Below are 24,132 nucleotides of genomic sequence, written 5' to 3'. Positions count from 1 at the left end.
CCCGCCCGGCCCCGCCGAGTGGCCTCGGTGACACCTTCTGCGGCGTGGGACAAGTGGTCGAAACGGGGTTGTCCGGCTGTTTAGACTTGCGGCATGAACGCAGCGGAGCCGATCAACGGCTCACCGGCACTCTCGCTCGAACCGGTCGCGGCACCGGGCCGCTCGCGCCCCGGCGCGGCCTTCTTCGACCTCGACAAGACGGTCATCGCCAAGGCCAGCAGCCTCGCCTTCTCCCGGCCGCTCTACCAGGGCGGGCTCCTCGCCCGCCGCGACGTCCTCAAGGTCGCCTACTCGCACCTCCTCTTCCGCCTCGGCGGCTCGGCCGACGAGGCGCAGATGGCGCGCACCCGCGACCAGATCGCGGCGCTCTCGCGCGGCTGGCCCGCCGAGGAGGTCCGGTCGATCGTCAACGAGACCCTCGAAGAGCTCATCGCCCCGTCCGTGTACGCCGAGGCGGCCGCGCTCATCGAAGCGCATCGTTCCGCGGGCAGAGCGGTCGTTCTCGTGAGCGCCTCCGGCGAGGAGATGGTCGCCCCCATCGGACGGATGCTCGGCGCCACCGACGTCATCGCCTCCCGCATGAAGATCGGCGAGGACGGCCGGTACACCGGCGAGATCGACTTCTACGCGGCCGGGCCCGCGAAGGCCGAGGCCGTCAAGGGGTTCGCCTCCGCGCGCGGCATCGATCTCGCGGCGTCCTTCGCGTACTCCGACTCGATCACCGACGAGCCGATGCTCCGCACCGTCGGCTACCCGCGCGCGGTCAACCCCGACCGCGGCCTGCGCCGCCTCGCCCTGGAGGAGGGCTGGCCGCAGCTGACGTTCCGGCGCCCCGTGGCCCTGCGCCAGCCGCTTTCGGGGCCGAATCCGCTCAAGGCCGCGGCCGTCGGCGTCGGCGTTGCGGCTGTTGCGTATGTGGTCTGGCGAGTGTGGAGGGATCGCCGTTTCAGGACCGCTTGAGCAGCGCTTTCCGCAGATGGGTAGCCTCAGCGAGATGGAACGCAAACAACCGGCCCGACTGGCCGATGTCGCCCGAGCCGCCGGCGTCTCGGTGGCCACCGCCTCTCGCGTGCTCAACGGCTCCCCCCACCGGGTGAGCGATCAGCTGAGCGAGCGGGTGCGCGAGGCGGCACGCCGGTTGCGATACGCCCCCAACGTCGGCGCGCAGGTCCTCGCCCGCGCGACCTCCCAGACCGTGGCCCTGCTCCTGCACGACGTGACCGACCCCTACTTCGGGCAGATCGCCGGCGGCGTCCTCGCCGAGGCCGCCCGGCGCAACGTGCGCGTGCTCATCGCCGATACCGGCATCGACCCCGATTCGGAAGTGCAGCACTTGGACTCGCTGCGCGGCTACCGCCCGCGCGCGGTGATCGTCGCCGGTTCGCGGACCACCGACAAGGCCGCCGAGCAGCGCCTCTCCGAGCACCTCTCGGACCTGTTGGAACTGGGCGCCACCGTGGTCAGCGTGGGCCAGCCGGGCCTGCCCGGTCGCGTGGTGCGCCCGGCGAACCGCGAGGGCGCGGCCGCCCTGGCGCGGTTCCTCACGCAACTGGGCCACCGCCGCTTCGCCGTGGTCGCCGGGCCCGAGCAGCTGCAGGTGGTGCGCGAGCGGCGTGAGGGCTTCCTCTCGGCGCTCCCCGAGGACGCCGAGGTCGCGCACGTGTCGGCCGAGTTCAGCCGCGACGGCGGCTACCAGGCGGGGCGGGCGCTCCTCGACGGCTCGCAGCTGCCGACCGCCGTGTTCGTGACGAGCGACGTGCAGGCCACGGGCCTGTGCACGGCACTGCGCGAAGGCGGCGTGAGCATCCCCGAGCAGGTCTCGGTGGCCGGATTCGACGACATCCCGATCGTGCGCGACCTCACGCCCTCGCTCACCACGGTGGCGCTCCCACTGCACGACATGGGCGCGAAGGCCCTGGAAGCGGCCCTGATCGAGGACGCCGACTACCCCGACGAGCTCATGATCGACGCCGAGCTCATCGAGCGCTCCTCGACGGCCCGTCCGCGTCCCTGAGCCGCCGGAGCGAATGCGGGGCGGGGCCGATCGGCCCCGCCCTTCGCTTTGCCCTTAGATGTGTGCTTTCTCAAACCCATGTAACGGTCTTGAAACACAAGCGGCCTGCACAAGTGGCGGTTTCGCGCTACGCTCGGAATCAGGATGGTCTATATATTGGGACGTCGATCCGAAAGAATCAGGGTGAACCCGATCTCAATCGCGGGACGGCAACCGCTTAAATATCGGTAGATTTAGATATAACTCCAGGTAGTGCGACATTAACTGAATAACCGTCGCTGTGGCCTGCAAACTGATCTTGTGTCAACGGTAGATCCGCTGGCAAGGCAGGCGTAATCTCGGCGGTGGATCCGGTCAGGGACTTGGTGCGGCCCGAGCGAGATCCGTAGGAACCGAAACCCTTTGCGAGCCGGAAGCGTCGTCGTTACCGTCCGGCCACACCGCGAGGGCATATTCAGGGTTGGAACTGGATTGATGGCAGTGCGGCCGAATCCCGTCCCGACTGGAACCAATCCGGAAGGAACACGATCATGGTGCGAGTCACGGTCGAAGCCGAGACGCCAGTCTCGCCGGTGAGCGGCGAATCGCTTTCCAAGGGCGATGCCGAGCGCATCGCGGGTGTCCTCAAAGCACTCGCCGATCCGAACCGTCTCCAGCTCATCAGCCTTATCCAGGCCGCTCCCGAGCAAGAGGCCTGCGTGGCCGAGCTGACCGAGCCCCTCGGGCTCTCCCAGCCGACTGTCAGCCACCACCTGCGCATCCTGGCCGAGGCCGGGGTCGTGGAGCGCGACAAGCGCGGTGTGTGGGCGTACTTCCGCCTCGTCCCCGAGACGATGCGGATCGTCGCCGACCTGCTGACCCCGCCGAAGCGCCGCCCGCGGCGCCGCTGAAGGGGCGCTGGGCCGAGAGGCCCTGGAAGTGGCGCAGACGCGCGCGGTCGGCCCGCCGCCGGCGGATCCGACCGCCGGCGGACCGGGTCGGCCGCGAGCGTCCCGGCCGGGATGCGGTGCGCGCGTGCGCCACTGACCTGCCGTAACTCCCAGTCCTTATGGGATAACTGAAAAATGCGATCTCGACTGCGTTTGCCTCACGTCATACACTCGTCACATGACCGGTGTGCATCGCAGACGAGGGCGCCTCTCGAAAGAGGGCCGCCGCCTCTTCGGCGGGCTCGCGCTGCTCGCCGTCTTCACCCCGGTCACCGCCTACACCCTCAACGCCGCCATCGCCCACGTCCAGTCCTGCGGGACGGAGGTGGAGCTGCACGTCGCGGCCGCCCCCGAGATGGCCGCGGCGCTCGAGGACTTCGTCGCCGCCGGCGGCGGGGCGCCCTCCCGCGGCTCGGACGTGTGCGCCGACATCACCGTCGAAGCCGTCAGCGGCAACGCCGTCGCCGAGACCGACGCCGACATATGGGTCCCCGAGACCGCGCTCTGGCGCAACCTCCCTGACGCCGGCCTCGCCGAGCAGTGGGAGGTCCTCCAGGAGTCGACCGCCAGCGCCGCGGTCGGTCTGGCCCTGCCCGCGGGCGAGAGCACCGACCAGGTGCTCCCCGATGAGGCCGACGTCGCGCTCCAGGATCCGCGGCAGCACGCCCCGAGTCTGATGTGGATCATCATGTTCGGGGTCGACGAGCACACCGTCGAAGGCGGGGACGGCACGGCCGTGATGTCCGCGCCCGAGGTCCTGGCCGCCGGGAACCCGGACCTGCAGGCGCCCATGGGCGCGTCGCAGGTCGCGCAGTTCGAGTATCCGATGCTGTCGCGCGCCGACCTCGGCGAGGACGAGCGCGAGGCCGCGCAGAACCTGCTGCGTTCCTACAAGAGCGCGTCCTACGGCGAGGTGCTGGCCGCGCACGCGCTCGGCTCGGCGATCTCGCAGTCCACGCCGACGTCCACGGAGGTCATCGCGGGGGCGCTCCAGAGCTGGGACGACCGCGAGGACGCCTGACCCGCTATTCGGCGGCCTTCGACAGGGCCTGGCTGAGCACGTCGTTGAAGACGTGCCAGCCCTCGTCCTCGCGTTCGGAGGCGATGTCGGCGGTGGCCCAGGCCTGGAAGGTGCCGTGGGCGTCGGTCACGAACACGCTGAGCGAGCCGCGCCAGCGCCCATAGACCTGGGTGCGTTCGGCGAAGGCGATGTCGCCGTCCATCTCCTCGAGCGGTTGGTAGGGGAGGGCTTCGCGCATGATCTTGCGTGCGGCGTTCGGGCAGTCGCCTTGGCAGGTGAGCCAGCCGACGGTGATCTCCGATTCGCCGTCGTCGGCGGTGCAGACGGCGGTCGCGCCGTCCTCGGCGCAGTCGAATTCGCTGGGGACTTGGAAGGCGAAGGGCCAGTTGGCGGCCGCGAACGTCTCAGTGGCGGTGCCTTCGGGGAAGGCGCTGCCGCCGATGCGTTCGGCGGGGGCCTCCTCGTCCCATCGGGGCACTTCGTTGCCGGCGTCGCCTTCGGTGGGCTCGGCGGCGGGGGCCTGGGAGACGCCGTCGACGGCCGCGTCGGTGGGCGGTTCGGCCGAGCCGCCGTCGTCGTCGCCGGGGCCGGAGAGGACGGCCCAGACGCCGACGACGAGCGCGAGGATGACCACGACTGAGCCGATCCCGATGAGGATCGGCTTCAGTTGGGAGGGTTTCTTGGGCGCGGCGATCATGACCACCGGCGGGGACCATGCTGCGTTTTCGGCTCCGCGAGCGTTTGCCGAGGCCGGCGACGAGGGCGGACCGGAGACGCCCGCGGGCGAGGCGGGGGCGGCGGAGCGCTGTGCGGCGGCCATCTGGTGGGCGGCGCGCTGGGCCGCGGCGGCGGGTCCGACGGGGAGCGGGCCGGTGGCGGGGCCGAGGGCGAGGAGCCGGTCCATGATGCGGTCGGCGCCGCGCAGGCGGGCGTCGCGCAGGACGACGACGTAGGGCTGCTCGGCTTCGAGGTCGGCGACGAGGATGGGGGCGTCGTCGGGTCCGGCGGTGGCGTAGGCCCAGGCGACGGTGTCGGAGAGGAGGCCGCGGCGGGCGGGGTCCTTGGAGGAGGTGGCGCCGAGGGTGAGGATCTGCACGGGCCGGGCGTTCTCGTCGAGGCCTTCGCAGAGTTCGTAGGCGCCTTCGACGCGCGCGGTCGTGACATCGGTGTACGGCCCGACCGTGCGACTCATCGAAGCCCCCTCAAGCTGCGGATCCGCGTTGCGCTGATCGGGCCGTCACGGGATGTGCGAGCCGTAAGGAGCGCGGAATTACCACTAAGTATGGCCCGGCTCCGCACGCCCCGCGACACCTGGCCGCGGGCAGTCCGGCGAACGGTCGCTCGGTGCCGTTCGATTTCGGTCAGACGACCGAGGCGGCCGTGAACGCGAGCCGGTTACGCTGGCGGCGTGACGATCTACCGCAGCACCGGTGAAGGCCCTGTCCCCCTCGATCCCGTGGGTGAGGCGTCGCGCCCGAAGACCCCGTGGCGCTTCGCACCCTTCAATGCGCTCAGGGGCGGGATGGTGGGTGCCGCCGAGTCCGTGCCGGGCATCTCGGGCGGGACGATCGCCCTGGTGGTGGGCCTGTACGACCAGCTGATCGATGCGGCCAGTGCGATGGTGCACGCTTCGCGGACCATGGTGTCCGGGGTGGCGCGCCGCCGCGGCGCGGGGGAGGGCCTCAAGGCGCTGAAGGCGGTCGACTGGCCGCTGCTGCTGCCGGTGATGGTGGGCATGGCCGTGGTGCTCGTGCTGTCGCTCAAGACGATCGCGCCGCTGCTGGAGTCGCATCCGGTGCCGATGCGGGCGTTGTTCTTCGGCATGATCCTGGTCTCGATCGCGGTGCCGCTGCGGATGATGCCGGGCCGTTTCAGGCCGCTCGACGGCATGCTGCTGGCGGTCGGCGCGGTGGCCGCGTTCGTGCTCACGGGTCTGCCGGCGGCGGAGATCGACCGGCCCCCGCTGTGGCTGGTGTTCATCGGTGCGGCGATCGCGATCAACGCCTTGGTGCTGCCGGGTGTGTCGGGTTCGTTCGTGCTCTTGGCGATGGGCCTGTACGTGCCGGTCCAGCACGCGATCGACGAGCGGAACCTGGTGTTCATCGGGGTGTTCGGGTTGGGCGCGGCGATCGGACTCGGTTCGTTCGTGAAGCTGCTGCAGTGGCTGCTGCACCACCGCCGCCAGGTGACGATGGCGGTGCTCGCCGGTCTCATGATCGGTTCGCTGCGGTCGCTGTGGCCGTGGCAGACGGAGGCGAACGAGCTGCAGGCCCCTTCGGGGTCGATTGTGGGGCCGTTGCTGCTGATGCTGGTCGGTGCCGGTCTGGTGCTCACCGCGATGATCTGGGAAGCGAAGCAGCACAAGAAGAACGCTCAGTAACGGGCCGCGTCCGCCGCGGAGCGGCGGCGCGTGCCTCGGACGTCCGAGGGCGGGCATATGAGTCATCTACGCATTTGCGGGATGCAACAACGCAATGTTTTCGAATTTCTTCGCGTCTGGGCGTAACCGCTCCGAGGCCTCTCCAGTTAGTCAGTGTGGCCGCCTCACAGCGGCCGGGCCGCAGTGTCACCGGCCCGATGGACAGCGAGCGCGGTCCTCGACCCGCCGGCGATCCAGCCGGCAAGGTCGCGGCTGAGGTCCGCATTCGGCAGGAGCGAACGCCCCCGCGGCGACCGCGCTGCCTCGAGCCGCTGGTCGACCACTGACAACTCAGCGATCTTGCACCGCTCGGCGGTCGATTCGCGCTGCTTCCCCAGCCGTCGACCAACGTCCGTGCGGTACGGAGAAAGGCAACGAAGCAGATGAAAATGCGCACTGTGCGTACGGCGGGCCTCGTCGGAGGACTCGCTACGGGGGCTCTGCTGCTCGCCGGAACGGCGGCTCAGGCCGCCGACACCGAGGTTCCGGAATCGACCGGCGACCTCGTGATGGCGACTCCGGAAGCCCTCGGGGGGCTCCCGGTCTCGCCCGACGCCGTGACCGGTCTGAGCGGCGGCGTCACGGACAAGGTCACCGGACTGAGCGCCGTGGACTCGATCTCCGGCGTCGACGCCCTGGCGCCGTCCGGTCCCTACGCGGAGGCCAAGGGCGACAACGTCGCCGACCAGGTCAAGGACCTGGAGGCGCCCGCGGGCGACCCGGTCAACGAGCTGCTCTCGGGCCTCGGCGGCGGCCTTCCGGTGCCGCTGCCCTTCTAAGACCGCGACATCCCCGCGGCGCGCGCTTCCGCCAGGCGCGCCGCGGACCACGGTCGAACCACGGGGTCCGTCAGGGTCCGAACGTGAACGACTCGCCGATTCCGCGGCGGTGCACAGCCGCGGCTCACGAGCGGTACGCGCGGCGTCCCAACCGGGCGCCGACCGGCCCGGACGGCCCCACCGACCGAGCAAGGAAAACGGCAGGACACAACTCTCCCGGTTTCAAAGCACCTCGTCCGACCGCAGGACCCAGCCTGCCCGGACGCGAACAAGCTTTCGGAACCACGGAGCTTCACGGGGGATACGTGATGGAACAGCAAGAACCATTTCCCTGAAAGGTGAAACTTCGTGAACAACTCATGGGCACGCAAGACCGCGCAGACCAGCCTGGCCGCGACGGGGATCGTCCTCGTCGCCGGTGCCGGCACCGCCCAGGCCTGGGGCCCTGACGTCACCACGCAGGACCAGGTCGGCGCCGTGTCGGGCAACCAGGTGGTCGCGCCGATTCAGGCGCCCATCAACATCTGCGGTGTGGCCGCGGCCGTCCTCGGGACCGCCTCCGCCGGCTGTGAAGGCGGCGCCAGCGCCGACTACGACGGCGCGGGCGACCTGACCACCCAGAACAACACCGGTCTCGGCAACGGCAACCAGGCGTTCGCCCCGGTGCAGGCTCCCACCGACATCAGCGGCATCGCCGCCGCCGTCGGCGGCGCGGCCGACGGCTGGTCCACCGGCGGCTCGCACGCCGACGTGGAGTCAGGCAAGGCCGAGTCCGGCAAGTCCCAATCCGACACGCTCACCCAGCGCAACTACGGTGCGCTGTCGGGCAACCAGCTGCTCGCGCCGATCCAGGCCCCCGTCAACGCCTGCGGCAACGCCATCGCCGTCGGCGGTTCGTCCGACGCCGGGTGCGAGGGCGGCGCCGACGCCGACTACTCCGGCGCGGGCGACCTGACCACCCAGGACAACGTGGGTCTCGGCAACGGCAACCAGGTGTTCGCCCCGATCCAGGCTCCGGTCAACGTGTGCGGCAACGCCATCGCGATCCTCGGCCACGCCAGCGCCTCGTGCGACGGCGGGTCCGACGCCGAGATCCCCGGCGGGCACGACCACCACAACAGTCACAAGGAGCTCTCGACCACTGAGTCCTCCAACGTGGACCTCAATGAAGAGGCCCTCCCGGCCGTTCCCGGTATCGACGCCGTGAGCGGCGCGACCGGTGGCCTGCCGCTCGTCGGCGGTCTCGTCGGCAACACCACCTCCGAAGGTGTTGCGGACTCGGTCGCGGGCGTCAGCGAGCTCGCGGGCGCGGGCGTGCTCTAAGCCACTCCGAACGGTCCGCGCCGTCGCAGCGCGGGCCGCTCTTTCCACATCAAGGGATTCCTGAACGGCGGCCTGCTTCGAGCGGGCCGCCGTTCAGTCCTCCAAGGTCTTGAGGCGAGCCTCGAGGGCCGAGTTCATCGACGCGAAGCCCTGCTCGGCGTCGGCCAGGGGCGACTTCATGAGCGGCACCAGGACGCCGGTGAACCGCTCGCCGTGGGTGAGGACCGTGGTGCCGTCCGGCTGCGGTTCGAGCACGAAGTAGTGCTCGCCGTCGAAGAGACCGCCCGGGCCGAGCTTGCCGAGCCAGCGGATCTGCCGGGCCGGGGAGACGCGCAGCACGCGGGGCTTGAACCGGTTGGTCTTGCCGTTCGGCTGCAGGAAGGCCGCTTCGAGGCGTTCGTCCTCGGCGAGGAGCCCGGAGATCTCGGTGATGAACGGGTTCCACTCGCCGTAGGCCGGGAAGTCGGTGAGGACCGCCCACACCCGGTTGGCGCGCGCGTCGAGGTGCACCGTGGTCTCGATCCGGTGCTCCTGGCCGATCGCCCACAGGCCGTACGCGGTGGCGGCGGCGATGATCGCGGCCGCGATGATGAAGAAGATCAATTCCCCAGACTCCAGAATCGGATGTTGCCTTGGTCGTCGCCGGTCACCGCGTAGTCGAGCCCGTCGATCGTGACCAGCGCCAACTCTGTCGGGACCCCGTCGTCAGGCGCCTCGAAGTAAACGGTATCCGATGCGTCGGCGCTCAAGGCCTGACCGACGCCGTCGGAGTCGATCGACAGCAGCGTCGCCCCCTGCGGGGTCTCCGCCATCTCGAAATGGAACTCCGCCGCTGCGTCGTGGTACGGGACCAGCCAGGACGACTCCTGGGCATTGAGGTCCCAGAAGTGCAGCCTGCCGTCGTCGCCGTAGACCATCGCATACGGCGTGCCGATGTAGTAGACGACGGTGAACGCCCCGATGGAGCCGCCCGCCCAGTCCGCGGAGGTGAAGGGCGCGCCGTTGACCTCCCCGCCGAACGGGTTGACGATGTCGAGCTCCCGGTTCCCGTCAAAGGCCACGAGTTCGGAGTCCCGACCGCCGGAGTAGGTGAAGAACCGCGGGTAGCCGTACCCGTCGGGGACGGGGAAGTGGGCGATCGTGGACTCGGTCTCCAGGTCGAAGAGCTCGAACTCGTCCTTGTTCAGCAGGCCGAGCGCGGGGGCGCCTTCGTTGTAGCCGATGCGGATGAAGTCCACCTGCGCACCCTCGCCGACCATCTCGGGTGTCCCGGCGGGCAGGAACTCCCCGGTGTCCGGCCGCCACACCCACGGCTCGTGATCCACGGTGACCGCGACCATGATCGCTTCGCCGGAGGAATCGAAGGCGGGCCACAGGTCCCCGATGTCCGTCTCGGGCCAGTGCTCGTCGATCAGCGTTCCCGACAACAGGTCCCACTGCTCGATGGAGCCGTCAGCGCCGCTGGAGAACAGTTGCGGGCCGCTGGAACCGTCGAGGAACGCCACGGATTCGACGGTGCCGTCGTGGGTGCCGTCGATGCTCGCCAGGAGCGTGCCCGCCTCGACCGTGGACCAGCTCGGCTCGAACGCGCTGACGGTGGGCTCGCGGTTGTCGAAGCCGTCCCCGAACGGTTCCCCGTCCTCGGCGCGGTTCGGGTTGAAGTACCAGACCAGGCCCGCGATGATGAGGATGTCGACGAGGACGAACGCGATGACCCCGCGGCGGCCGATCCTCTTGGCGCGCTGGCGTTCCTCCTCGGTGCGCGGCGGTTCAGGGTCGTCGGCCTCGACGGACACGGGCGGGGTGAACTGCGCGGGGCGCGTCTGCGGCGGCAGGTCGTGCCGGGTCGGGCTCGGTTCCGGTCGCGGCGCGGCGGGTGCGGTCCGTTCATCCTGAGGGGACGGTGCGTACGGCGGCGCCGGCAGGTAGACCGGGGTCGGCGCGGTCTGCGGCGGGGCCTGCAGCGCGGGGGCGGTCTGCGGCGAGGGCGGTGCGAGGTTCGCGATCGCCGGCGTGACCGGCGCGACGGGGCTGTATCCCCGCTGCGGCGTCCGCTGGATCGGGAACGTGGTGTGGTGCCCCCCGGCCTGCGTCCACAGGACGCTGCCTTCGGCGACGACGACCTCGGGCTGGTCGAGCACGGTGGGCGCCGAGCCGAGCGCGCGGTGGAGCATGGTGCCCACCAGTGGCATCCGGCTCGCGCCGCCCACGAGGAACACGCCCGCGCTGGCGGCCATGTCGAGCCCGGCGGCGCGGATGACGGCCTGGGTGACGCGGATGGTCTGTTCGAGGTGCGGGTGGGCGATCTGCTCGAGCTCGGTGCGCGTCAGGTGGGCTTCGACGTCGAGGAGCGGGATCGAGATGTCCGATTGCTGGTGGCGCGAGAGCCGTTCCTTGGCGCCGCGCACCTCCTCCTGGAACTCGCGGAAGTACCGTCGCTCTTCCACAGTGGAGGGAATGACGAGACGCTTCCAGCCCTCGCGGTCGCCGTAGGTCGTGCCGAGGTGCTCGATGAGGGCGGCGTCGATGTCCAAGCCGCCCAGGTCGCTCCGGCCGTCGAGGGCCACGGTGGTGAAGCCGTGCTCGGTGCGGCGCACCACGCTCGCGTCGAAGGTGCCCGCGCCGAGGTCGTAGACCACAATGGAGGATCCGACGGCCATGCGGTGCTTGAGCGCCTCCGCGTAGTACGTGGCGGCGGCGACCGGTTCGGGCACGAGCCGCACCTGGCCGAGGCCGGAGCGGGCGGCGGCGTCCTCGATCACCTGGCGGCGCGCTGGCCCCCACTCGGCGGGCACGGTGAGCGTGACCTGCGAGGGCTGGCCGACGACGCGGCGGCATTCCGCGGCGACCGCGTCCAGGACCGCCGCGATGAGGTCCGCGATCGGGTACTCGCGCGCGCCCAGCAGCGTCGAGGGCCGGTCGATGAGGCGCTTGGGGTTCGGTTCGAAGCGCTCGGGGTGGCGTCGGCCCGCGTGGACGGCGTCGCGGCCCACGAGCAGGCCGCCGTCGGCGTCGGCGCACACCGCCGAGGGCATCAGCGGCGCCCCGTCGAACAGGAGCGGGCGCAGGCTCCCGTCGGCGCGGCGGACGACCGCGATGGTGTGCGAGGTGCCGAAATCGACGCCGAGCGATGTTCCTTGGGGGCCGGGGCTCATGAGAGGAATCGTAACGAACCGGCGGGGAAGCGGTCGGCCAGCGCAGGTGCGGACGACCGGGATACCGACTTGAATTTGTCTGGTCGTCCGTCGTAATGTCGTGGGTACAGACTCCGACCGATAGGACGAGCATGACCGCTCCCGTGTACCTCGACCCGACCAGGCCAGTCACCGAACGCGTGGAGGCGATCCTCGCCCTCATGACGGACGAGCAGAAGCTCGCGTGCCTCAACGGCGTGCCCGAGACCGTCCTCGCCGACGGCAACACCCTCCCCGGGCTCACCAACGAGTTCAACGAGGTCCTGCACAGCTCCGGCAAGAAGCCCGACGCCACGTTCTTCCCGCAGGCCATCGGTCTGGGCGCGACCTGGGACACGGAACTCATGGAGGCCATCGGCGCCGCCGTCGCCCACGAGGTGCGCGCCCGCGACACCGACGTGTACGCCTCGTTCGGCCCGGTGGCCGACATCCGCTCCAACCCCCTCGCCGGGCGCTTCGAGGAGGGCTTCGGCGAGGACCCCCTCCACGTTGGCGCCATGACCACCGCGTACGCCTGGGGCCTGCGCGGGCGCCACCCCGAGTACGTCAAGACCTTCACGCAGATGAAGCACTTCCTCGGCTACAACCACGAGTGGCACCGCTCGCAGAGCTCCGCGTCCATGGGCGTGCGCGCCTTCCACGAGTACCAGGTCGTGCCGTACCGGATGCCCGTGGAAGCGGGCGCCGTGATGGGCGCGATGACCGCCTACAACAACGTCAACGGCGTGCCCTCGATCATCTCGCCGATCATGGAGACGCTGCGCTCCGAATGGACCCGGGACGGCGTGTTCTTCTTCCTGCCCGACGGCTGGGACGGCGTCAACCTGCACACCACCAAGGGCGAGCCCTGGGACACCTGGCAGGTCGACCCGCGCGGCGACGTGCCCTACCCGACGGCCCTCGCGGCCGAAGAGGGCCGCGCGATCGACACTGAAGAGAACGGCGTGTACGCCTCGGCCCTGATGCTCCTCGCCGGCGTCAGCCACTTCCACGACGGCTCCGAGCTGCCGTTCGTCCCGAACGCGGGCGAGGCCGTGCGGCGCGGGGTGCTCGGCGTGAACATGTCGCATGTGGAGCGATCGGTGCGGGACTGGCTCCACTTCCTCGTCCGCACCGGCAAACTCGACGGCGACGCCTGCGAGTACAACCTGATCCCGGCCGACCCGCACCCGCAGGACCGGCCCGAGGCCATCGCGCTCGCGCATCGCGCCGCTCAAGAGCAGCTCGTGCTGCTCAAGAACACCGATGCCGCACTGCCGCTGCCCGAGACCGCGAGCATCGCCGTCGTCGGCCCGCTCGCCGACCTCAACCTCCGCGACTTCTACAGCCCCACCGTCCCCGCCGAGCGCCGCCCCAGCCCGCTCCAGGCCCTTCGCGAGCGCTTCGGCTCCGTGACCCACCACAGCGGCAACGACACCGTCGCCTGGCAGGTCGGCGGCCGCTACGTCAACGTCGCCGACAACGGGGTGCTCGTCGCGAGCGCGGACACCCTGGGCGACACCGAGACCTTCGAGGTCTGGGACTGGGCGCACGAGCAGCACATGTTCCGCCACAACGCCACCGGCAAGTTCGTCCAGGCGAACTTGCTGCAGCGGAACGACGGCCCGGCCACGTTCGAGAACCAGGCCGGCGCCTCCGGCGGCGGCGGGCCGATCCTCGTCGCCACCGAGACCGAGATGGAGGACGGCGACGCCTGGTTCACCCACCAGAACCTCCATTACCGTCCCGCGGGCGACAAGGTCGAGCTCTTCGGCGTCAACCACGTCTCCGCCGAAGCCGACGGCCCGTACCACGTGCGCCTCGCCGAGGACGGCTCACTGCCGCTCGCCAAGGGCCCGTCCGACCCGATCCTCACCGAGACGCTCATCGAGAACGGCCCCGAAGCCGCCGCCGCCCTTGCGGCCGAAGCGGACTGGGCCCTCGTGTTCGTCGGCAACCACCCGATGGTCAACGCCCGCGAATGCTTCGACCGGCCCGGCCTCGACCTCGCCCCGCGCCAGGCCGACCTCGTCCGCGAAGTCGCCGCCGCCAAGCCCGGGCGCACCATCGTGGTCGTGGTCTCGGCCTACCCCTTGGCGATCGGCGACATCGACGCCGACCCCAACGTGGCCGCGATCCTCTACACCTCCCACGCCGGGCAGGCCGTCGGCGCCGCCCTGGCCGAGGCCCTCGCGGGCGACTACTCGCCGGCCGGGCGCCTCACCTCGACCTGGCTGCCGGACACGTCCTCGCTCCCGAAGGCGGGCCCGCGCTCGGAGGCCTTCCGGGTCAGCGACGTCGACATGCTCGAATACGACGTCATCAGCGCCGGACTGACCTACCGCTACTCGAAGGCCGAGGCGATCTACGGCTTCGGGCACGGCCTGAGCTACACCGACTTCGAGTACGGCGACCTGCAGATGCCGTCGACTGCGGACGCCACGGAGCGGTTCACCGCCACGGTGGACATCACGAACGCGGGCGAGCGGACCTCGGACGAGGTCGTACTGCTCTTCGCGAGCATCGCCGAATCCGCTTACGGCGACCGCGTCCCCGGGACCCAGCTCGCGGGCTTCGCCCGCGCCCGGGGCATCGAGCCCGGTGAGACCCGCCGCGTCGAGATCGAGGTCGACCCGCAGTCCCTGTTCGTCTGGGACGTGGTGCGCGGCGAGCGCATCGTGGAGACCGGCGTCTACACGTTCGGTGTCGGCACCGACAGCGGGGGCCCGGAGGCCGAGGTCCGCATCGAGGGCGAGACCATCGCCGAGCTCGACCTCTCCGAGACCGCCAACGTCTGGGAGAAGGCGACGATCGCCGAAGGCCTCACTTACTGGGAGGTCGCGAAGCGCAACACCCTCAAGCGCGAGGGCGGCTACCATTCGACCGGCTCGCGCCGCGCGGGCAGCCATGTGGGCTTCACCAAGGCGGTCCTGGACGGCGCCCAGAGCATTGAGCTCCGCACCGCCACCACGACGGCCGACTGGGCCGACCTCGCCGACCCCGTGATCGAGGTCCGGGCCGCAGCCCCTGACGGGCCCCTCCTCGCCGAGGTCGAGGTCCCGAAGACGGCGGGCTTCCAGTCCTTCACCGAAGTGAGCGCCCCGCTCCAGAACGCCGAAGGCACGCAGGACCTCTACCTGGTCTTCCGCACCGGAGGCATCTACATCGACACGATCCGCCTGGCCCGCTAGACGAGACGACCGCACTGAGCGGCCGCGGGGGGGGGGGGCCGCCCCCCGGGGGCGCCCCGCGCGCCGCGCGGTGGGGTGGGGACGCGCCCCCCCCCCCCCCCCCCCCCCCGGGCGGGGGGCGGGGCCCCCCCCCCCCCGGGGGCCCCCCCCCCCGCGGCCGATTGTCAGTCTTCCGAGGCCTCGGGTTTGAAGAACCTGCTCTCCGCCGATCTGAGCCAGGTATCGAGCTGACTCTGGTCGGTGCAGGCCTTGACGCGCTCGGGTGAGATGTCGTCGAGGAATCCTTCGGCCCAGAACTTCAACACGAGCGCGCGGGTGAGGTCCATGAGACCCTGCGCCCTCGTCTCCTCGGTGCTTCCGTCATAGCGGATCAACCCGCTACTCATCGAAAAGACCTGTTGCCGAGCCGGACGCGATGAACTTGGTGATCCAGGCTTCGAGTTCCTGGAGGTCGATCGAGGCTTCGATTCGCTCACGCTGCTCGGCCGTGATACCGGTCTGTGTGGCCTCGAGCATGGTGATGAGGATTCGCCGCGACTGCAGGACGGCGCCTTCTTCGCGGCCTGCTTCGCGGCCTTCGAGTCGCAGGCTGTCGCTGTATTCGGAGTGGTACGGGCGGGTCTGCGTGCGCATGAGTTCCTCCAGCATTCGGGCGAGCTCGTCTTCCAGGATCGTGAGCAGATGCTTGATGTAATCGGCCGCTCGCCCTGGTTCGATGGTGGTGGTCCTCGAAAGCACGGGTCATAGAGCCCGGCAACCGGAAGTGCTTCTCGTCCTTCCATTCGTTCTGGACCTCGATGATCACGATCCTGTCGTCCTCATTCGGGAACGACAGGATCACGACGACATCGGCCCGCCGCTCGGTCCTTCCCATGGAGCCGACCGAGGTCGAACGCGTCTGGGCACCGGTGCATACCGATACCCGTCGGTCCTTGTCCGCGAGGTCCATCAGCCAAGCCGCCGTCAGCGGCTCGTCCTGGATCGCCTGCACGATGAGTTCGTGTGCCTCGCCCGGCATCGGGGGGATTCCCTTCGTTTCGTGGTTCCCCTGAGAAACGAGTGGTGACCCCGGATGACGCGCGTTTGTCGGAAAACCGACAGTTCGTTCGAGCGTCTCAGGCGTGATGCTCGGTCGCCACGACCGCGCCGTCCGCGGTGTGGAAGACCAGGAAAGCACCCTTCTCCAAGGGGGCCAGCGAGACCGGTGTGCCGAGGCGGTTGCTCACGTAGGTGATCATCTCGTCGATGTGCTCGCCGTGGCCGCAGATGACCGCGGGCTTCCCCGAGGCGACGATCTCGTCCAGGCGGGCGGCGACCTCGGCGGGTTTGCTGGTGCCCAAGGTGAACTCGGGCAGGCCGCTCACCGCGACGCCCTCGGCGGCGCAGTACGGCAGCAGCGTCTCCATGCAGCGGGCGCTCGAGGCGCTGTAGGCCGCGCCCGCCGGATAGGCGGCGAGCAGGACCTCGAGCTGCTGGGCGCGTTCGCGGCCGCGCTGGTTCAAGGGCCGCAGCTCGTCCTGGTCGAACCAGTCCGCTTTGGACATCGCGATGGCGTGCCGGACGAAGATCAGCGGCACGGTCTCGCGGGCGAGCTGCCGGGAGAAGTCCTCCAGCACCGGCTGGTCGCGTTCGTGGGTGAGCCGGTCGGCGACGTCGGCGAGCGGGACCCATTCGAGGTCGTCGACCTCGCGCGGGTCCACGGCCTCGTCGACGGTGTCGCCGGAGGCCGGTGTGGCGCACCAGTAGTCGACGCGCTTGAGCTTGCCCTCCTTGTCGTAGAAGGAGGGCGCGAGCGGGCGGCCGAGCACCGGCCGGATGCCGGTCTCCTCGAAGACCTCGCGCTGCGCGGCCGCGAGCAGGTGCTCGCCGCGCTTCAGCTTGCCTTTCGGAAAGGTCCAGTCGCCGTACTTGGGCCGGTGGATGAGGGCCAGCTCGGGCCCCTCCTCGCCCTCGCGCCAGAGGACGGCGCCGGCGGCGAAGATCTCGGGTTGCGTCAACGGTGCTCCTGCATGAGTTGTTCCTGGAGGTCGCCCCCGCTCCGCTGCCGGGACCACAGTCCCAGCGGGCCGAGCCTCCAGGTCCGGATGTCGTCGTCCATACCGCGGTCGAGCAGCGAGGTCAGCTGCGCGCGGTGGGCGTCACCCTCGACTCGCACGAGCACCTCGACCCGGCGGTCGAGATTGCGGTGCATGAGGTCCGCGCTGCCCAACCATACTTCCGGGTCGCCGCCGTTCTCGAACACGTACACCCGTGAGTGTTCCAGGAAGCGCCCCAGGACGCTCCTGACCCGGATGGTCTCCGACAGGCCGGGGACGCCGGGACGCAGGGCGCAGATGCCGCGGAGGAACAGGTCGATGGGCACGCCGGCCCGGGAGGCCCGGTACAGGGCGTCGATGATGCCCTCGTCGGTGAGCGAGTTGCACTTGAACCGGATCCGCGCGGGCAGGCCCTTGCGGTGGTTCTCGATCTCGCGCTCGATCCGCTCGATCAGGCCGGGCCGCAGCGAGTGCGGGGCGACGAGCAGCCGGTGGAAGTCCTCGTCGCGGGAGAAGCCGGTGAGGTGGTTGAACACGGCGTTGACGTCCTCGCCGACCTTCGGGTCGGTGGTGAGGAGGCCGACGTCCTCGTAGAGCCGCGCGGTGGTCGGATGGTAGTTGCCGGTGCCCACGTGGCTGTAGCGCAGGAGCGTCCCGTCGGTCTCCTGGCGCACGACCAGCGCGAGCTTGCAGTGGGTCTTGAGGCCGACGATGCCGTACATGACGTGGCAGCCGGCCTGCTCGAGCTTCTGCGCCCAGTCGATGTTGGCCTGCTCGTCGAAGCGGGCCTTGAGCTCCACGACGACGACGACCTGCTTGCCGGCGTCGGCGGCGCTGATGAGGGCGTCCACGATGGGGGACTTGCCGCTGGTGCGGTACAGGGTCTGCTTGATGGCGAGGACCTTCGGGTCCGCGGCGGCCTCCTCGATGAGCCGCTCGACCGAGGCGGTGAACGAGTCGTAGGGGTGGTGCACGAGGACGTCGCGGTCGCGCATGACGGCGAACAGGTCGGCGTCGGGCGGCAGCACCTTCTCGGAGGGCCGGAACCGGGGGTATTTCAACTCGCTGCGGTCGAGGTTGGCGATGGCGTCGAGCCCGGCGAGGTCGAGCGGGCCGGGCAACTTGTAGACGACCTGCTCGTCGACGCCGAGCTCGGCGATGAGCCGGTCGAGGACCTTCGGGTCGATCGTGTCCTCCACTTCGAGGCGCACGACGGGCCCGAAGCGGCGGCGCAGGAGTTCGCGCTCGAGGGTCTGGAGGAGGTTCTCGGTGATGTCCTCGTCGATCTCGAGGTCCTGGTTGCGGGTGACGCGGAACGTGTGGTGCCCGAGGACGTCCATGCCGGGGAACAGCTGCGCGAGGTGCGCGGCGATGACGTCCTCGAGCGGTGTGAACCGGCCGGGCGCGACGGCCATGAAGCGCGAGAGCAGGGCCGGGACCTTGACGCGGGCGAAGCGCGTGGTGCCGTTGCGGGGGTCGTGGACCTGGACGGCGAGGTTGAGGGACTTGCCGGAGATGTAGGGGAAGGGGTGGGCGGGATCGACGACGAGCGGGGTGAGCACGGGGTAGATGCGGGTGCGGAACAGCTCGTGCATGCGGGCCTGCTCGGCGTCCTCGAGGTCGGCCCAGCGGACGATCGCGATGTCCTCCTTGGCGAGGAGTGGGGCGATCTCGTCGCGGAAGTACTCGGCGTGCTCGATGCTCAGCTGGTGCGCGAGGCCGGCGATGCGGGTGAGGACGGCATGGGGGGAGCGGCCGGAGGAGGTGCGCACGGGCAGGCCGGTGGCGAGGCGGCGGATGAGCCCGGCGACGCGGACCATGAAGAACTCGTCGAGGTTGTTGGAGAAGATCGAGAGGAACCTGACCCGTTCGAGGAGGGGCAGTTCAGGGGACTGGGCCAGGCGCAGCACCCGGCCGTTGAACCGCAGCCAGCTCTCCTCGCGGTCGAGGAACCGGTCGGTCGGCAAACCGGTGTCAACGAGGGGAACAGGGTCACTATTCGTCATACATCACAAGGTTAACGAAGAAAGTGAACCCACGGTGAACGCGTCTTGAAATTCGCTCACGATCACGGAATCACCATGCGTGATCAAAGTGGATCGGCGGCTCGGCGGGAGCGGTCCAAGGGCGTTCGGCGGGTCCGAATCAGGTGTGAATCGGACACGGCGGCGCTCCGGCGGGCGAGGCGCGGCTGCCCGCGAGATCCGAGCGCGAAGGTGTCCTCCAGGTTGCGCGATCGGGGCCGCCGCTGCCGCGGTACCGCCGATTACCCGGCGCCGGGGCGGGTAAACCGCGATCATGGCCCGAGAGGAGGTCGCCATGTCCGATGAGAACCAGTCGTACGCGCAGGGCGATGACATGCCGTTCGGCTTCATCGACGACGATGAGGAGGAGGGCGAGGAGTTGGAGGAGGAGATCCTCGACGCCGAGGACTACGCGGAGGCGGACCGGTTCGGCATGACACCGCAGGAGGAGGGCCGCGGCGCGCCGCTGGACCTGGAGCTCTCGGCCGAGGAGGCCGAAGTCTGGGCCGGCGAGGGCGAGGGCGAGGGCCCGGGCCCCGGCGATCCGGTCCCGGACGAGCCCGCCGAACCGGAGGGCCCGAACGGCGAGGAACCGCCTCCGGACGAACCCGCCCCGCCCCGGCCGTGACGGGGACGGCCTTACCGGATCAACGAGAAAGCCCGCCGACGGATCGGCGGGCTTCTCTCTATGCGGTCCCGACGGGATTTGAACCCGCGACCTCCACCTTGACAGGGTGGCGAGCACTCCTAGCTGCTCTACGGGACCTTGGTCGAACACTTTCGTGTCCTACAAGGTCGCAAGACCTCTTTATTTATACCAGCCGCTCGCCGTGTGACCGGCGCCGCGTCTGGGCTGTACCCCCAACGGGATTCGAACCCGTGTTACCGCCTTGAAAGGGCGGCGTCCTAGGCCCCTAGACGATGGGGGCGCTCAGTGATCCTGGCACACGACGGCGAGCGTCGCATTCCGATTTCTCTGGGCTTACCACCGCGGAATTCCGCTCGGGCTCGACAAGCATACGGGACAGAGCGAAGTCCGTCCACGGCGGGTCGCCGATGAGACCGTCGTCTCATCCGAATCGAACCGCGCCAGTGCGGAAGTGCTGCTCGCGGCCCCTGCGCGGCCGGACTTGCTAGCGTTGGCCCCATGGAGTTCGCCTATCTGGGACCGCGCGGGACCTTCACCGAGGCCGCCCTCCGCCGGCTGCCCGCCGCCAAGACCGCCACCGCCGCACCGATGTCCTCGATCCCCGAGGTCCTCGACGCCGTGCGCCGCGGCGAGGCCGACGCGGGCTTCGTCCCGATCGAGAACTCCCAGGAGGGCACCGTCACCGTCACCGTCGACGAGCTCGTCGGCGGCGACCCGCTCGTCATCGCCGGGGAGATCGTCCTCCCGGTCACCATGGTGCTCGCCTCCCACAAGGCCCCCGACGCGATCGCCACCGTCGCCTCCCACCCGCACGCCCTCGCCCAGACCCGCGGCTACCTGCGCCGCGAGCTGCCGGACGCCGTCGTCCACCAGGCGCTCTCGACCGCCCAGGCCGCGCAGCGGGTCGCGGACGGCGAGTTCGACGCGGCCGTATGCGCCCCGTTCACCGCCGAGGCCGTCGGGCTTCCCGTGCAGGCCTTCAACATCGGCGACAACCCGAACGCGGTGACCCGCTTCGTGCACGTCGTGCGCCCCGTCGCCCCGCCCGAGCCGACCGGGAACGACATCACCTCGCTCGTCGTCTACATCGAGCACGACCAGGTCGGCGCGCTGCTCAACGTGCTCACCGAGCTGGCGATCCGGGGCATCAACCTCACCCGGATCGAATCCCGCCCGACCGGCGAGGCGCTGGGCCGGTACGCGTTCTTCCTCGACTGCACCGGGCACCTCGCCGACGCCCGCATGGGCGAGGCGCTCATGGGACTGCGCCGCATCTGCGCCGACGTCCGCTACCTCGGCTCCTACCCGCGCGACAATGCCGACCGGCCCGTCCCGCCCCCGCATGGATTGAGCGACGCCGATTTCTCGGACGCGGCCGCGTGGCTCGGCAGCCTGCGCGGCAGCGGGACCGCGTGAGTCGCACCGCGAGCGGATCCCGCTTACGCTGAAGCCATGTCCACACTGCTCGAAGAGCTGGCGCTGCTCTCGCACGAGAGCGCGAACGGCCGCGCCGGCACGTACCTCGACCTGGGGCTCGGTGGCGCGGTCCTCTACGAGCTCGCGCTCGCCGGGCGCATCGGCCTGGACGGCAAGAAGGTCCGCGTCCTCGACCCGACCCCCACGGGCGATGCGGTCGTCGACGCCCGCCTCGCCGCCATCGCCGCGGACAAGCCCCGGTCGCCGCACGCCCTCGTCGACCGGACCGCGAAGGGCCTCCTGCCGGCCGTGCGCGAGGCGCTCGTCGCCTCCGGCGCACTGCGCCACGAACGCACGAAGGCGCTGCGGATCTTCACCGTCAACCGATACCGGTCGAGCGATCGAAACGCGACGGCCGACGCCCGCGCCCGCCTCGCCTCCGCCGCCCGGAACGGCCGCGCCTTCGATGAGCGCACGCAGGCGCTGCTGTCGCTCGTCGCCGCCGTCCGCCTCGAGAAGTCGCTCTTCCCCGACCGCCAGACCCGGCCGTCCCGCAGGGAGATCAAGGCGTTCGCGGAGGCCCACTGGGTCGGCGCGGCGACGCGCAAGGCGATCGCCAACCGCGACGGCGCCAACGCCGCAGCCACCTCCGGAAGCTAGTTCCGAGCAGTCGTCGCCGCGGCCCGCACGAGACCGTGGTTAGCTTGACCCATGTCTGAAACACCTGCTTCGGGTCCCGACGCAGTCCTCTCGGGGCCTGACGTGCCGACCCCACCGGCACCGCCCGCACCGCCCGAGCCGCCGGCCCTGTCGCGGTTCAGGGGCAAGGACCACGAGAAGATCACCGACCCGGAGCGGATGAAGGCGCTGGCGCATCCGGCACGGATGGCGGTCTTCGATTTCCTCGCGGCAAGGAGCGCGCAGGGCTTGGGCGGCGCGACGGCCACCGAGATCGCCGAGGTCGCGGGCATGACGCCGAGCGCGATGAGCTACCACTTGCGGACACTTGCCAAGGCCGGGTTCATCGAGGAGGCGCCGAGCCGCGGCGATGCGCGCGAGCGGGTGTGGCGGCTCATCCTCGGCAGCTTCTCGATCTCGGCGGAGAAGGACGCCCCGGAGAGCCACAAGGTCATCGAGCGCACGATGGGTGACGCGTTCAGGGAGCAGCAGGACCGGAATTTCTCACGCTGGCTCGACCGCAGGTCCGAGGTCGATCAGGGCCTGCGGGAGGTGGCGCTCATGCAGCAGGGGCACTTGCGTCTCACGCTCGAGGAGGCGGCGGAGTTCGTCCGGCGTTTCCAGGAGTTGGAGCAGGAGTATGCGGAGCTGACCGACCAGCGCAAGCGCGAGGGAAGCGATCCCGAGGACGGCACGGTCCTGTTCAACTCGCTGTTCCGGTTCTACCCGCGGGTCTGAGTCGATGGGGTCGCCGCGAGGCTCGCGGCCGGTCCTGAAAGAAAAACTTCGAAATTTCTGAAAAACCTCTTTCGCATCTCGATGTGAAAGAGTAATTTCGAAGCATGTCTTTCACATCCTTCCTCGACGGGACCCGCTGGTCCGACGTCTACACCGCCGCGACCTGCGCGTTCCTCGCCGGAACCGCCATGTTCACGGCCGACTTCGCCCTCACCCTCGAACTCCAGTCGGCGGGCTACGGCGGCTTCGCCATCGCCGCGCTCATCATCTGCGCGACCCTGCCCCTGGTCCTCCTCGCGCCGATCACCGGGCGCATGGCCGACCGCTTCGACAGCCGCGCGCTCATGGCCCTCTCCGGCCTCGTCCAGACCGCCGCGATCGTCGCGATGGCGTTCACCGACAGCCTGTACGGCCTCTACGGACTCGTCATCGTGAACGCCGCCGGGACGGCGGTCCTGCAACCGGTCGTGAGCGCGCTCGTCCCGGCCATGGCCCGCCGCGAGGACCTGCCGCGCGCGATCGCCCTGGTGCAGACCGGCACGCTCACGGGCCTCGCGGCCGGGCCCGCCGTCGCCGGATTCCTCATCGGCGCGCACGGCGCCGGCGCGGCGCTCATGCTCGCCGCCGCGTGCGCGCTGGCGCGGGTGCTGCTGTGCTGCGACATCCGCACCCGCCGCGGCGGGGTCCGCCGGGAGCTCGCCGCGGCGGGCGAGAAGGCCGCCGCCCCTTGGCGACTGCGCGGCGACCGGCTCCTCGCGGTCGTGGTCATGGCGTTCTGCGCGGTGATCGGGGCGCTGTGCGCGGTGAACGTCCTGAGCGTGTTCCTGGTGCGGGAGGTCTACGACGCGACCGAGAGCGTGTACGGGCTCGTCAAGGCCTGCTGGACCGCGGGCATGGTCGTCGGCGCGTGGATCGCGGCCGCGATCATCCGACGCCTGGACCGCGACGTGCAGCTCGCGTGGATGGTCATGGCCTGCCTGGCCGGGGTCGGTCTGGCGTGCTTCGGGCAGGGCGTGCCGCTGTTCACGGTGCTGCTCTTGGTGCCGCTCAACCTGATCGGCGGGATGTTCAACGCCGGGGAGAACGCGGCGCTCGGCATCGCGGTGGCCCGTCGGGTCCCGGAGGCGTTCCGGGGCCGCGCGAACGCGGCGGTCAGCGGTCGTCTGAGCGCCGCCCAGCTCATCGGGTTCCTGCTCGGCGGCGCGATGTCCGCGGTGATGGACGTGCAGGTCGCGTTCATGGCGGTCGGCCTGATCTCGGTCGCGATCGTGCTCGCCTGCCTGCCGGCCATCCGCCGCGCGGCCCGCGACGACGAAGCCGCACTCGCGGTGCCGACGGTGAAGCCCGAACTCGCCAGTGCGGCCGCATAGGCGTCGATCGCCTTGCGGCGGTGAGCAATCGGGGCTCGAACTGCGGTGATGCCGGACGGCGTCGCCGCAGCCGTCGCGTGTGGCGCAAGCCGCAACTTTGCGAACGTTCCTCGAAAGTTAGCAGAGCCTAACCTAAGCTAGCGCGCGCTAGGCGGTTCGAAAGGCCGCATTCACCGCACCCGAAGGAACGCAACGATGAATGTCGGCCTGCGAGCGACCACCGCCGTCGCGACCGCCTCCCTGCTGCTCGCGGCCCTCGCCGCCTGCGGCGCCTCCGAACCCGTGCCCGAGAGAACGGCGGCGAGATCCACCAGTTCCCGTTCGCGGCAGCGTTCACCTGTGAGATCGATGGGGCCCCGACCGAGTCGCCTT

At 70.2% G+C, this 24,132-nt stretch carries 20 protein-coding genes and 2 tRNA genes; 13 read left to right on the top strand and 9 right to left on the bottom strand.

Annotation, left to right across the window (positions count from 1 at the left end; genetic code table 11):
* The first annotated feature begins 93 nt into the window (after positions 1-93).
* The 4 genes from JHY01_RS16620 (at position 94) to JHY01_RS16605 (ending at position 3,964) form a co-directional block, all read left to right on the top strand.
* Complete coding sequence (locus JHY01_RS16620; RefSeq protein WP_205326775.1) at positions 94-960, top strand: HAD family phosphatase; 867 nt, start codon at positions 94-96, stop codon at positions 958-960.
* Between the two features lie 34 nt (positions 961-994).
* On the top strand, positions 995-2,014 hold the full coding sequence (locus JHY01_RS16615) for a LacI family DNA-binding transcriptional regulator (RefSeq protein WP_205326774.1): 1,020 nt from the start codon (positions 995-997) through the stop codon (positions 2,012-2,014).
* Positions 2,015-2,544: 530 nt separating this feature from the next.
* Entirely contained in the window at positions 2,545-2,904 is a 360-nt protein-coding gene (locus JHY01_RS16610) for a helix-turn-helix transcriptional regulator (protein ID WP_205326773.1), read from the top strand.
* A gap of 217 nt (positions 2,905-3,121) precedes the next feature.
* Positions 3,122-3,964 (top strand): hypothetical protein, encoded by an 843-nt coding sequence (locus JHY01_RS16605; RefSeq protein WP_205326772.1) that lies wholly within the window; start codon positions 3,122-3,124, stop codon positions 3,962-3,964.
* Between the two features lie 4 nt (positions 3,965-3,968).
* Here JHY01_RS16605 and JHY01_RS16600 read toward each other — a convergent pair whose 3' ends face one another.
* Positions 3,969-5,156 (bottom strand): hypothetical protein, encoded by a 1,188-nt coding sequence (locus JHY01_RS16600; RefSeq protein ID WP_205326771.1) that lies wholly within the window; start codon positions 5,154-5,156, stop codon positions 3,969-3,971.
* Between the two features lie 216 nt (positions 5,157-5,372).
* Between JHY01_RS16600 and JHY01_RS16595 the strand changes: the two genes are divergently transcribed.
* The 3 genes from JHY01_RS16595 (at position 5,373) to JHY01_RS16585 (ending at position 8,485) form a co-directional block, all read left to right on the top strand.
* Positions 5,373-6,344, top strand: coding sequence for a DUF368 domain-containing protein (locus JHY01_RS16595; protein ID WP_205326770.1), 972 nt, complete (start codon positions 5,373-5,375; stop codon positions 6,342-6,344).
* 428 nt (positions 6,345-6,772) lie between these two features.
* Complete coding sequence (locus JHY01_RS16590) at positions 6,773-7,162, top strand: hypothetical protein (RefSeq protein WP_205326769.1); 390 nt, start codon at positions 6,773-6,775, stop codon at positions 7,160-7,162.
* Between the two features lie 348 nt (positions 7,163-7,510).
* Positions 7,511-8,485 carry a chaplin family protein gene (locus JHY01_RS16585; RefSeq protein ID WP_205326768.1) on the top strand — a complete coding sequence of 325 codons (975 nt, stop codon included), beginning with the start codon at positions 7,511-7,513 and terminating at the stop codon, positions 8,483-8,485.
* A 93-nt stretch (positions 8,486-8,578) separates the two neighbouring features.
* Here the strand turns inward: JHY01_RS16585 and JHY01_RS16580 are convergent, their stop codons facing one another.
* Together JHY01_RS16580 and JHY01_RS16575 are read right to left on the bottom strand one after the other, a co-directional pair.
* The gene (locus JHY01_RS16580; protein ID WP_205326767.1) at positions 8,579-9,088 is read right to left on the bottom strand and encodes an SRPBCC domain-containing protein; all 510 of its coding nucleotides are present in this window, start codon (positions 9,086-9,088) and stop codon (positions 8,579-8,581) included.
* Positions 9,085-11,640 carry an Hsp70 family protein gene (locus tag JHY01_RS16575; protein ID WP_205326766.1) on the bottom strand — a complete coding sequence of 852 codons (2,556 nt, stop codon included), beginning with the start codon at positions 11,638-11,640 and terminating at the stop codon, positions 9,085-9,087. Before JHY01_RS16575 ends, JHY01_RS16580 begins: the two co-directional genes overlap by 4 nt.
* A gap of 131 nt (positions 11,641-11,771) precedes the next feature.
* Between JHY01_RS16575 and JHY01_RS16570 the strand changes: the two genes are divergently transcribed.
* Positions 11,772-14,849: a glycoside hydrolase family 3 protein gene (locus JHY01_RS16570; RefSeq protein WP_205326765.1), complete on the top strand. Its 3,078-nt coding sequence runs from the start codon at positions 11,772-11,774 to the stop codon at positions 14,847-14,849.
* A 164-nt stretch (positions 14,850-15,013) separates the two neighbouring features.
* Here the strand turns inward: JHY01_RS16570 and JHY01_RS16565 are convergent, their stop codons facing one another.
* The 4 genes from JHY01_RS16565 to JHY01_RS16550 form a co-directional block, all read right to left on the bottom strand.
* Positions 15,014-15,223 (bottom strand): hypothetical protein, encoded by a 210-nt coding sequence (locus tag JHY01_RS16565; RefSeq protein WP_205326764.1) that lies wholly within the window; start codon positions 15,221-15,223, stop codon positions 15,014-15,016.
* Positions 15,224-15,227: 4 nt separating this feature from the next.
* Positions 15,228-15,587 (bottom strand): hypothetical protein, encoded by a 360-nt coding sequence (locus JHY01_RS16560; RefSeq protein WP_205326763.1) that lies wholly within the window; start codon positions 15,585-15,587, stop codon positions 15,228-15,230.
* A gap of 377 nt (positions 15,588-15,964) precedes the next feature.
* On the bottom strand, positions 15,965-16,846 hold the full coding sequence (locus JHY01_RS16555; protein ID WP_205326762.1) for an NUDIX hydrolase: 882 nt from the start codon (positions 16,844-16,846) through the stop codon (positions 15,965-15,967).
* Positions 16,843-18,891, bottom strand: coding sequence for an RNA degradosome polyphosphate kinase (locus JHY01_RS16550; protein WP_205326761.1), 2,049 nt, complete (start codon positions 18,889-18,891; stop codon positions 16,843-16,845). The genes JHY01_RS16555 and JHY01_RS16550 overlap by 4 nt, the downstream gene beginning before the upstream one ends.
* Before the next feature lie 313 nt (positions 18,892-19,204).
* Between JHY01_RS16550 and JHY01_RS16545 the strand changes: the two genes are divergently transcribed.
* A complete protein-coding gene (locus tag JHY01_RS16545) occupies positions 19,205-19,537 on the top strand; it encodes a hypothetical protein (RefSeq protein ID WP_205326760.1) in 333 nt (110 codons plus the stop codon).
* Between the two features lie 63 nt (positions 19,538-19,600).
* On the opposite strand, the gene JHY01_RS16540 is transcribed toward JHY01_RS16545, so the two are convergent.
* Both JHY01_RS16540 and JHY01_RS16535 read right to left on the bottom strand, forming a co-directional pair.
* Positions 19,601-19,675, bottom strand: a tRNA-Asp gene (locus tag JHY01_RS16540).
* 90 nt (positions 19,676-19,765) lie between these two features.
* Positions 19,766-19,838, bottom strand: a tRNA-Glu gene (locus JHY01_RS16535).
* A gap of 218 nt (positions 19,839-20,056) precedes the next feature.
* Between JHY01_RS16535 and pheA the strand changes: the two genes are divergently transcribed.
* The 4 genes from pheA (at position 20,057) to JHY01_RS16515 (ending at position 23,760) form a co-directional block, all read left to right on the top strand.
* Positions 20,057-20,974, top strand: a complete 918-nt coding sequence (gene pheA / locus JHY01_RS16530) for a prephenate dehydratase (RefSeq protein ID WP_205326759.1) — start codon at positions 20,057-20,059, stop codon at positions 20,972-20,974.
* A gap of 36 nt (positions 20,975-21,010) precedes the next feature.
* Positions 21,011-21,634 (top strand): GPP34 family phosphoprotein, encoded by a 624-nt coding sequence (locus tag JHY01_RS16525; protein WP_205326758.1) that lies wholly within the window; start codon positions 21,011-21,013, stop codon positions 21,632-21,634.
* 51 nt (positions 21,635-21,685) lie between these two features.
* Positions 21,686-22,390, top strand: coding sequence for a metalloregulator ArsR/SmtB family transcription factor (locus tag JHY01_RS16520; RefSeq protein WP_205326757.1), 705 nt, complete (start codon positions 21,686-21,688; stop codon positions 22,388-22,390).
* A 104-nt stretch (positions 22,391-22,494) separates the two neighbouring features.
* On the top strand, positions 22,495-23,760 hold the full coding sequence (locus JHY01_RS16515; RefSeq protein WP_205326756.1) for an MFS transporter: 1,266 nt from the start codon (positions 22,495-22,497) through the stop codon (positions 23,758-23,760).
* The last annotated feature ends 372 nt before the right edge of the window (positions 23,761-24,132 follow it).

Origin of the sequence: Glycomyces sp. YM15 (genome assembly GCF_016918015.1) — a bacterium.
Lineage (GTDB): Bacteria > Actinomycetota > Actinomycetes > Mycobacteriales > Micromonosporaceae > Glycomyces.
This window is presented reverse-complemented; position numbering and strand designations above follow the sequence as displayed.

Bases quoted from the DNA above. Each gene is read 5' to 3' on its own strand.
- pheA (WP_205326759.1), top strand. From the start codon at position 20,057: ATGGAGTTCGCCTATCTGGGACCGCGCGGGACCTTCACCGAGGCCGCC.
- JHY01_RS16570 (WP_205326765.1), top strand. From the start codon at position 11,772: ATGACCGCTCCCGTGTACCTCGACCCGACCAGGCCAGTCACCGAACGC.
- JHY01_RS16545 (WP_205326760.1), top strand. From the start codon at position 19,205: ATGTCCGATGAGAACCAGTCGTACGCGCAGGGCGATGACATGCCGTTC.
- JHY01_RS16515 (WP_205326756.1), top strand. From the start codon at position 22,495: ATGTCTTTCACATCCTTCCTCGACGGGACCCGCTGGTCCGACGTCTAC.
- JHY01_RS16605 (WP_205326772.1), top strand. From the start codon at position 3,122: ATGACCGGTGTGCATCGCAGACGAGGGCGCCTCTCGAAAGAGGGCCGC.
- JHY01_RS16610 (WP_205326773.1), top strand. From the start codon at position 2,545: ATGGTGCGAGTCACGGTCGAAGCCGAGACGCCAGTCTCGCCGGTGAGC.
- JHY01_RS16615 (WP_205326774.1), top strand. From the start codon at position 995: ATGGAACGCAAACAACCGGCCCGACTGGCCGATGTCGCCCGAGCCGCC.
- JHY01_RS16590 (WP_205326769.1), top strand. From the start codon at position 6,773: ATGCGCACTGTGCGTACGGCGGGCCTCGTCGGAGGACTCGCTACGGGG.
- JHY01_RS16550 (WP_205326761.1), bottom strand. From the start codon at position 18,891: ATGACGAATAGTGACCCTGTTCCCCTCGTTGACACCGGTTTGCCGACC.
- JHY01_RS16520 (WP_205326757.1), top strand. From the start codon at position 21,686: ATGTCTGAAACACCTGCTTCGGGTCCCGACGCAGTCCTCTCGGGGCCT.
- JHY01_RS16600 (WP_205326771.1), bottom strand. From the start codon at position 5,156: ATGAGTCGCACGGTCGGGCCGTACACCGATGTCACGACCGCGCGCGTC.
- JHY01_RS16575 (WP_205326766.1), bottom strand. From the start codon at position 11,640: ATGAGCCCCGGCCCCCAAGGAACATCGCTCGGCGTCGATTTCGGCACC.
- JHY01_RS16620 (WP_205326775.1), top strand. From the start codon at position 94: ATGAACGCAGCGGAGCCGATCAACGGCTCACCGGCACTCTCGCTCGAA.
- JHY01_RS16525 (WP_205326758.1), top strand. From the start codon at position 21,011: ATGTCCACACTGCTCGAAGAGCTGGCGCTGCTCTCGCACGAGAGCGCG.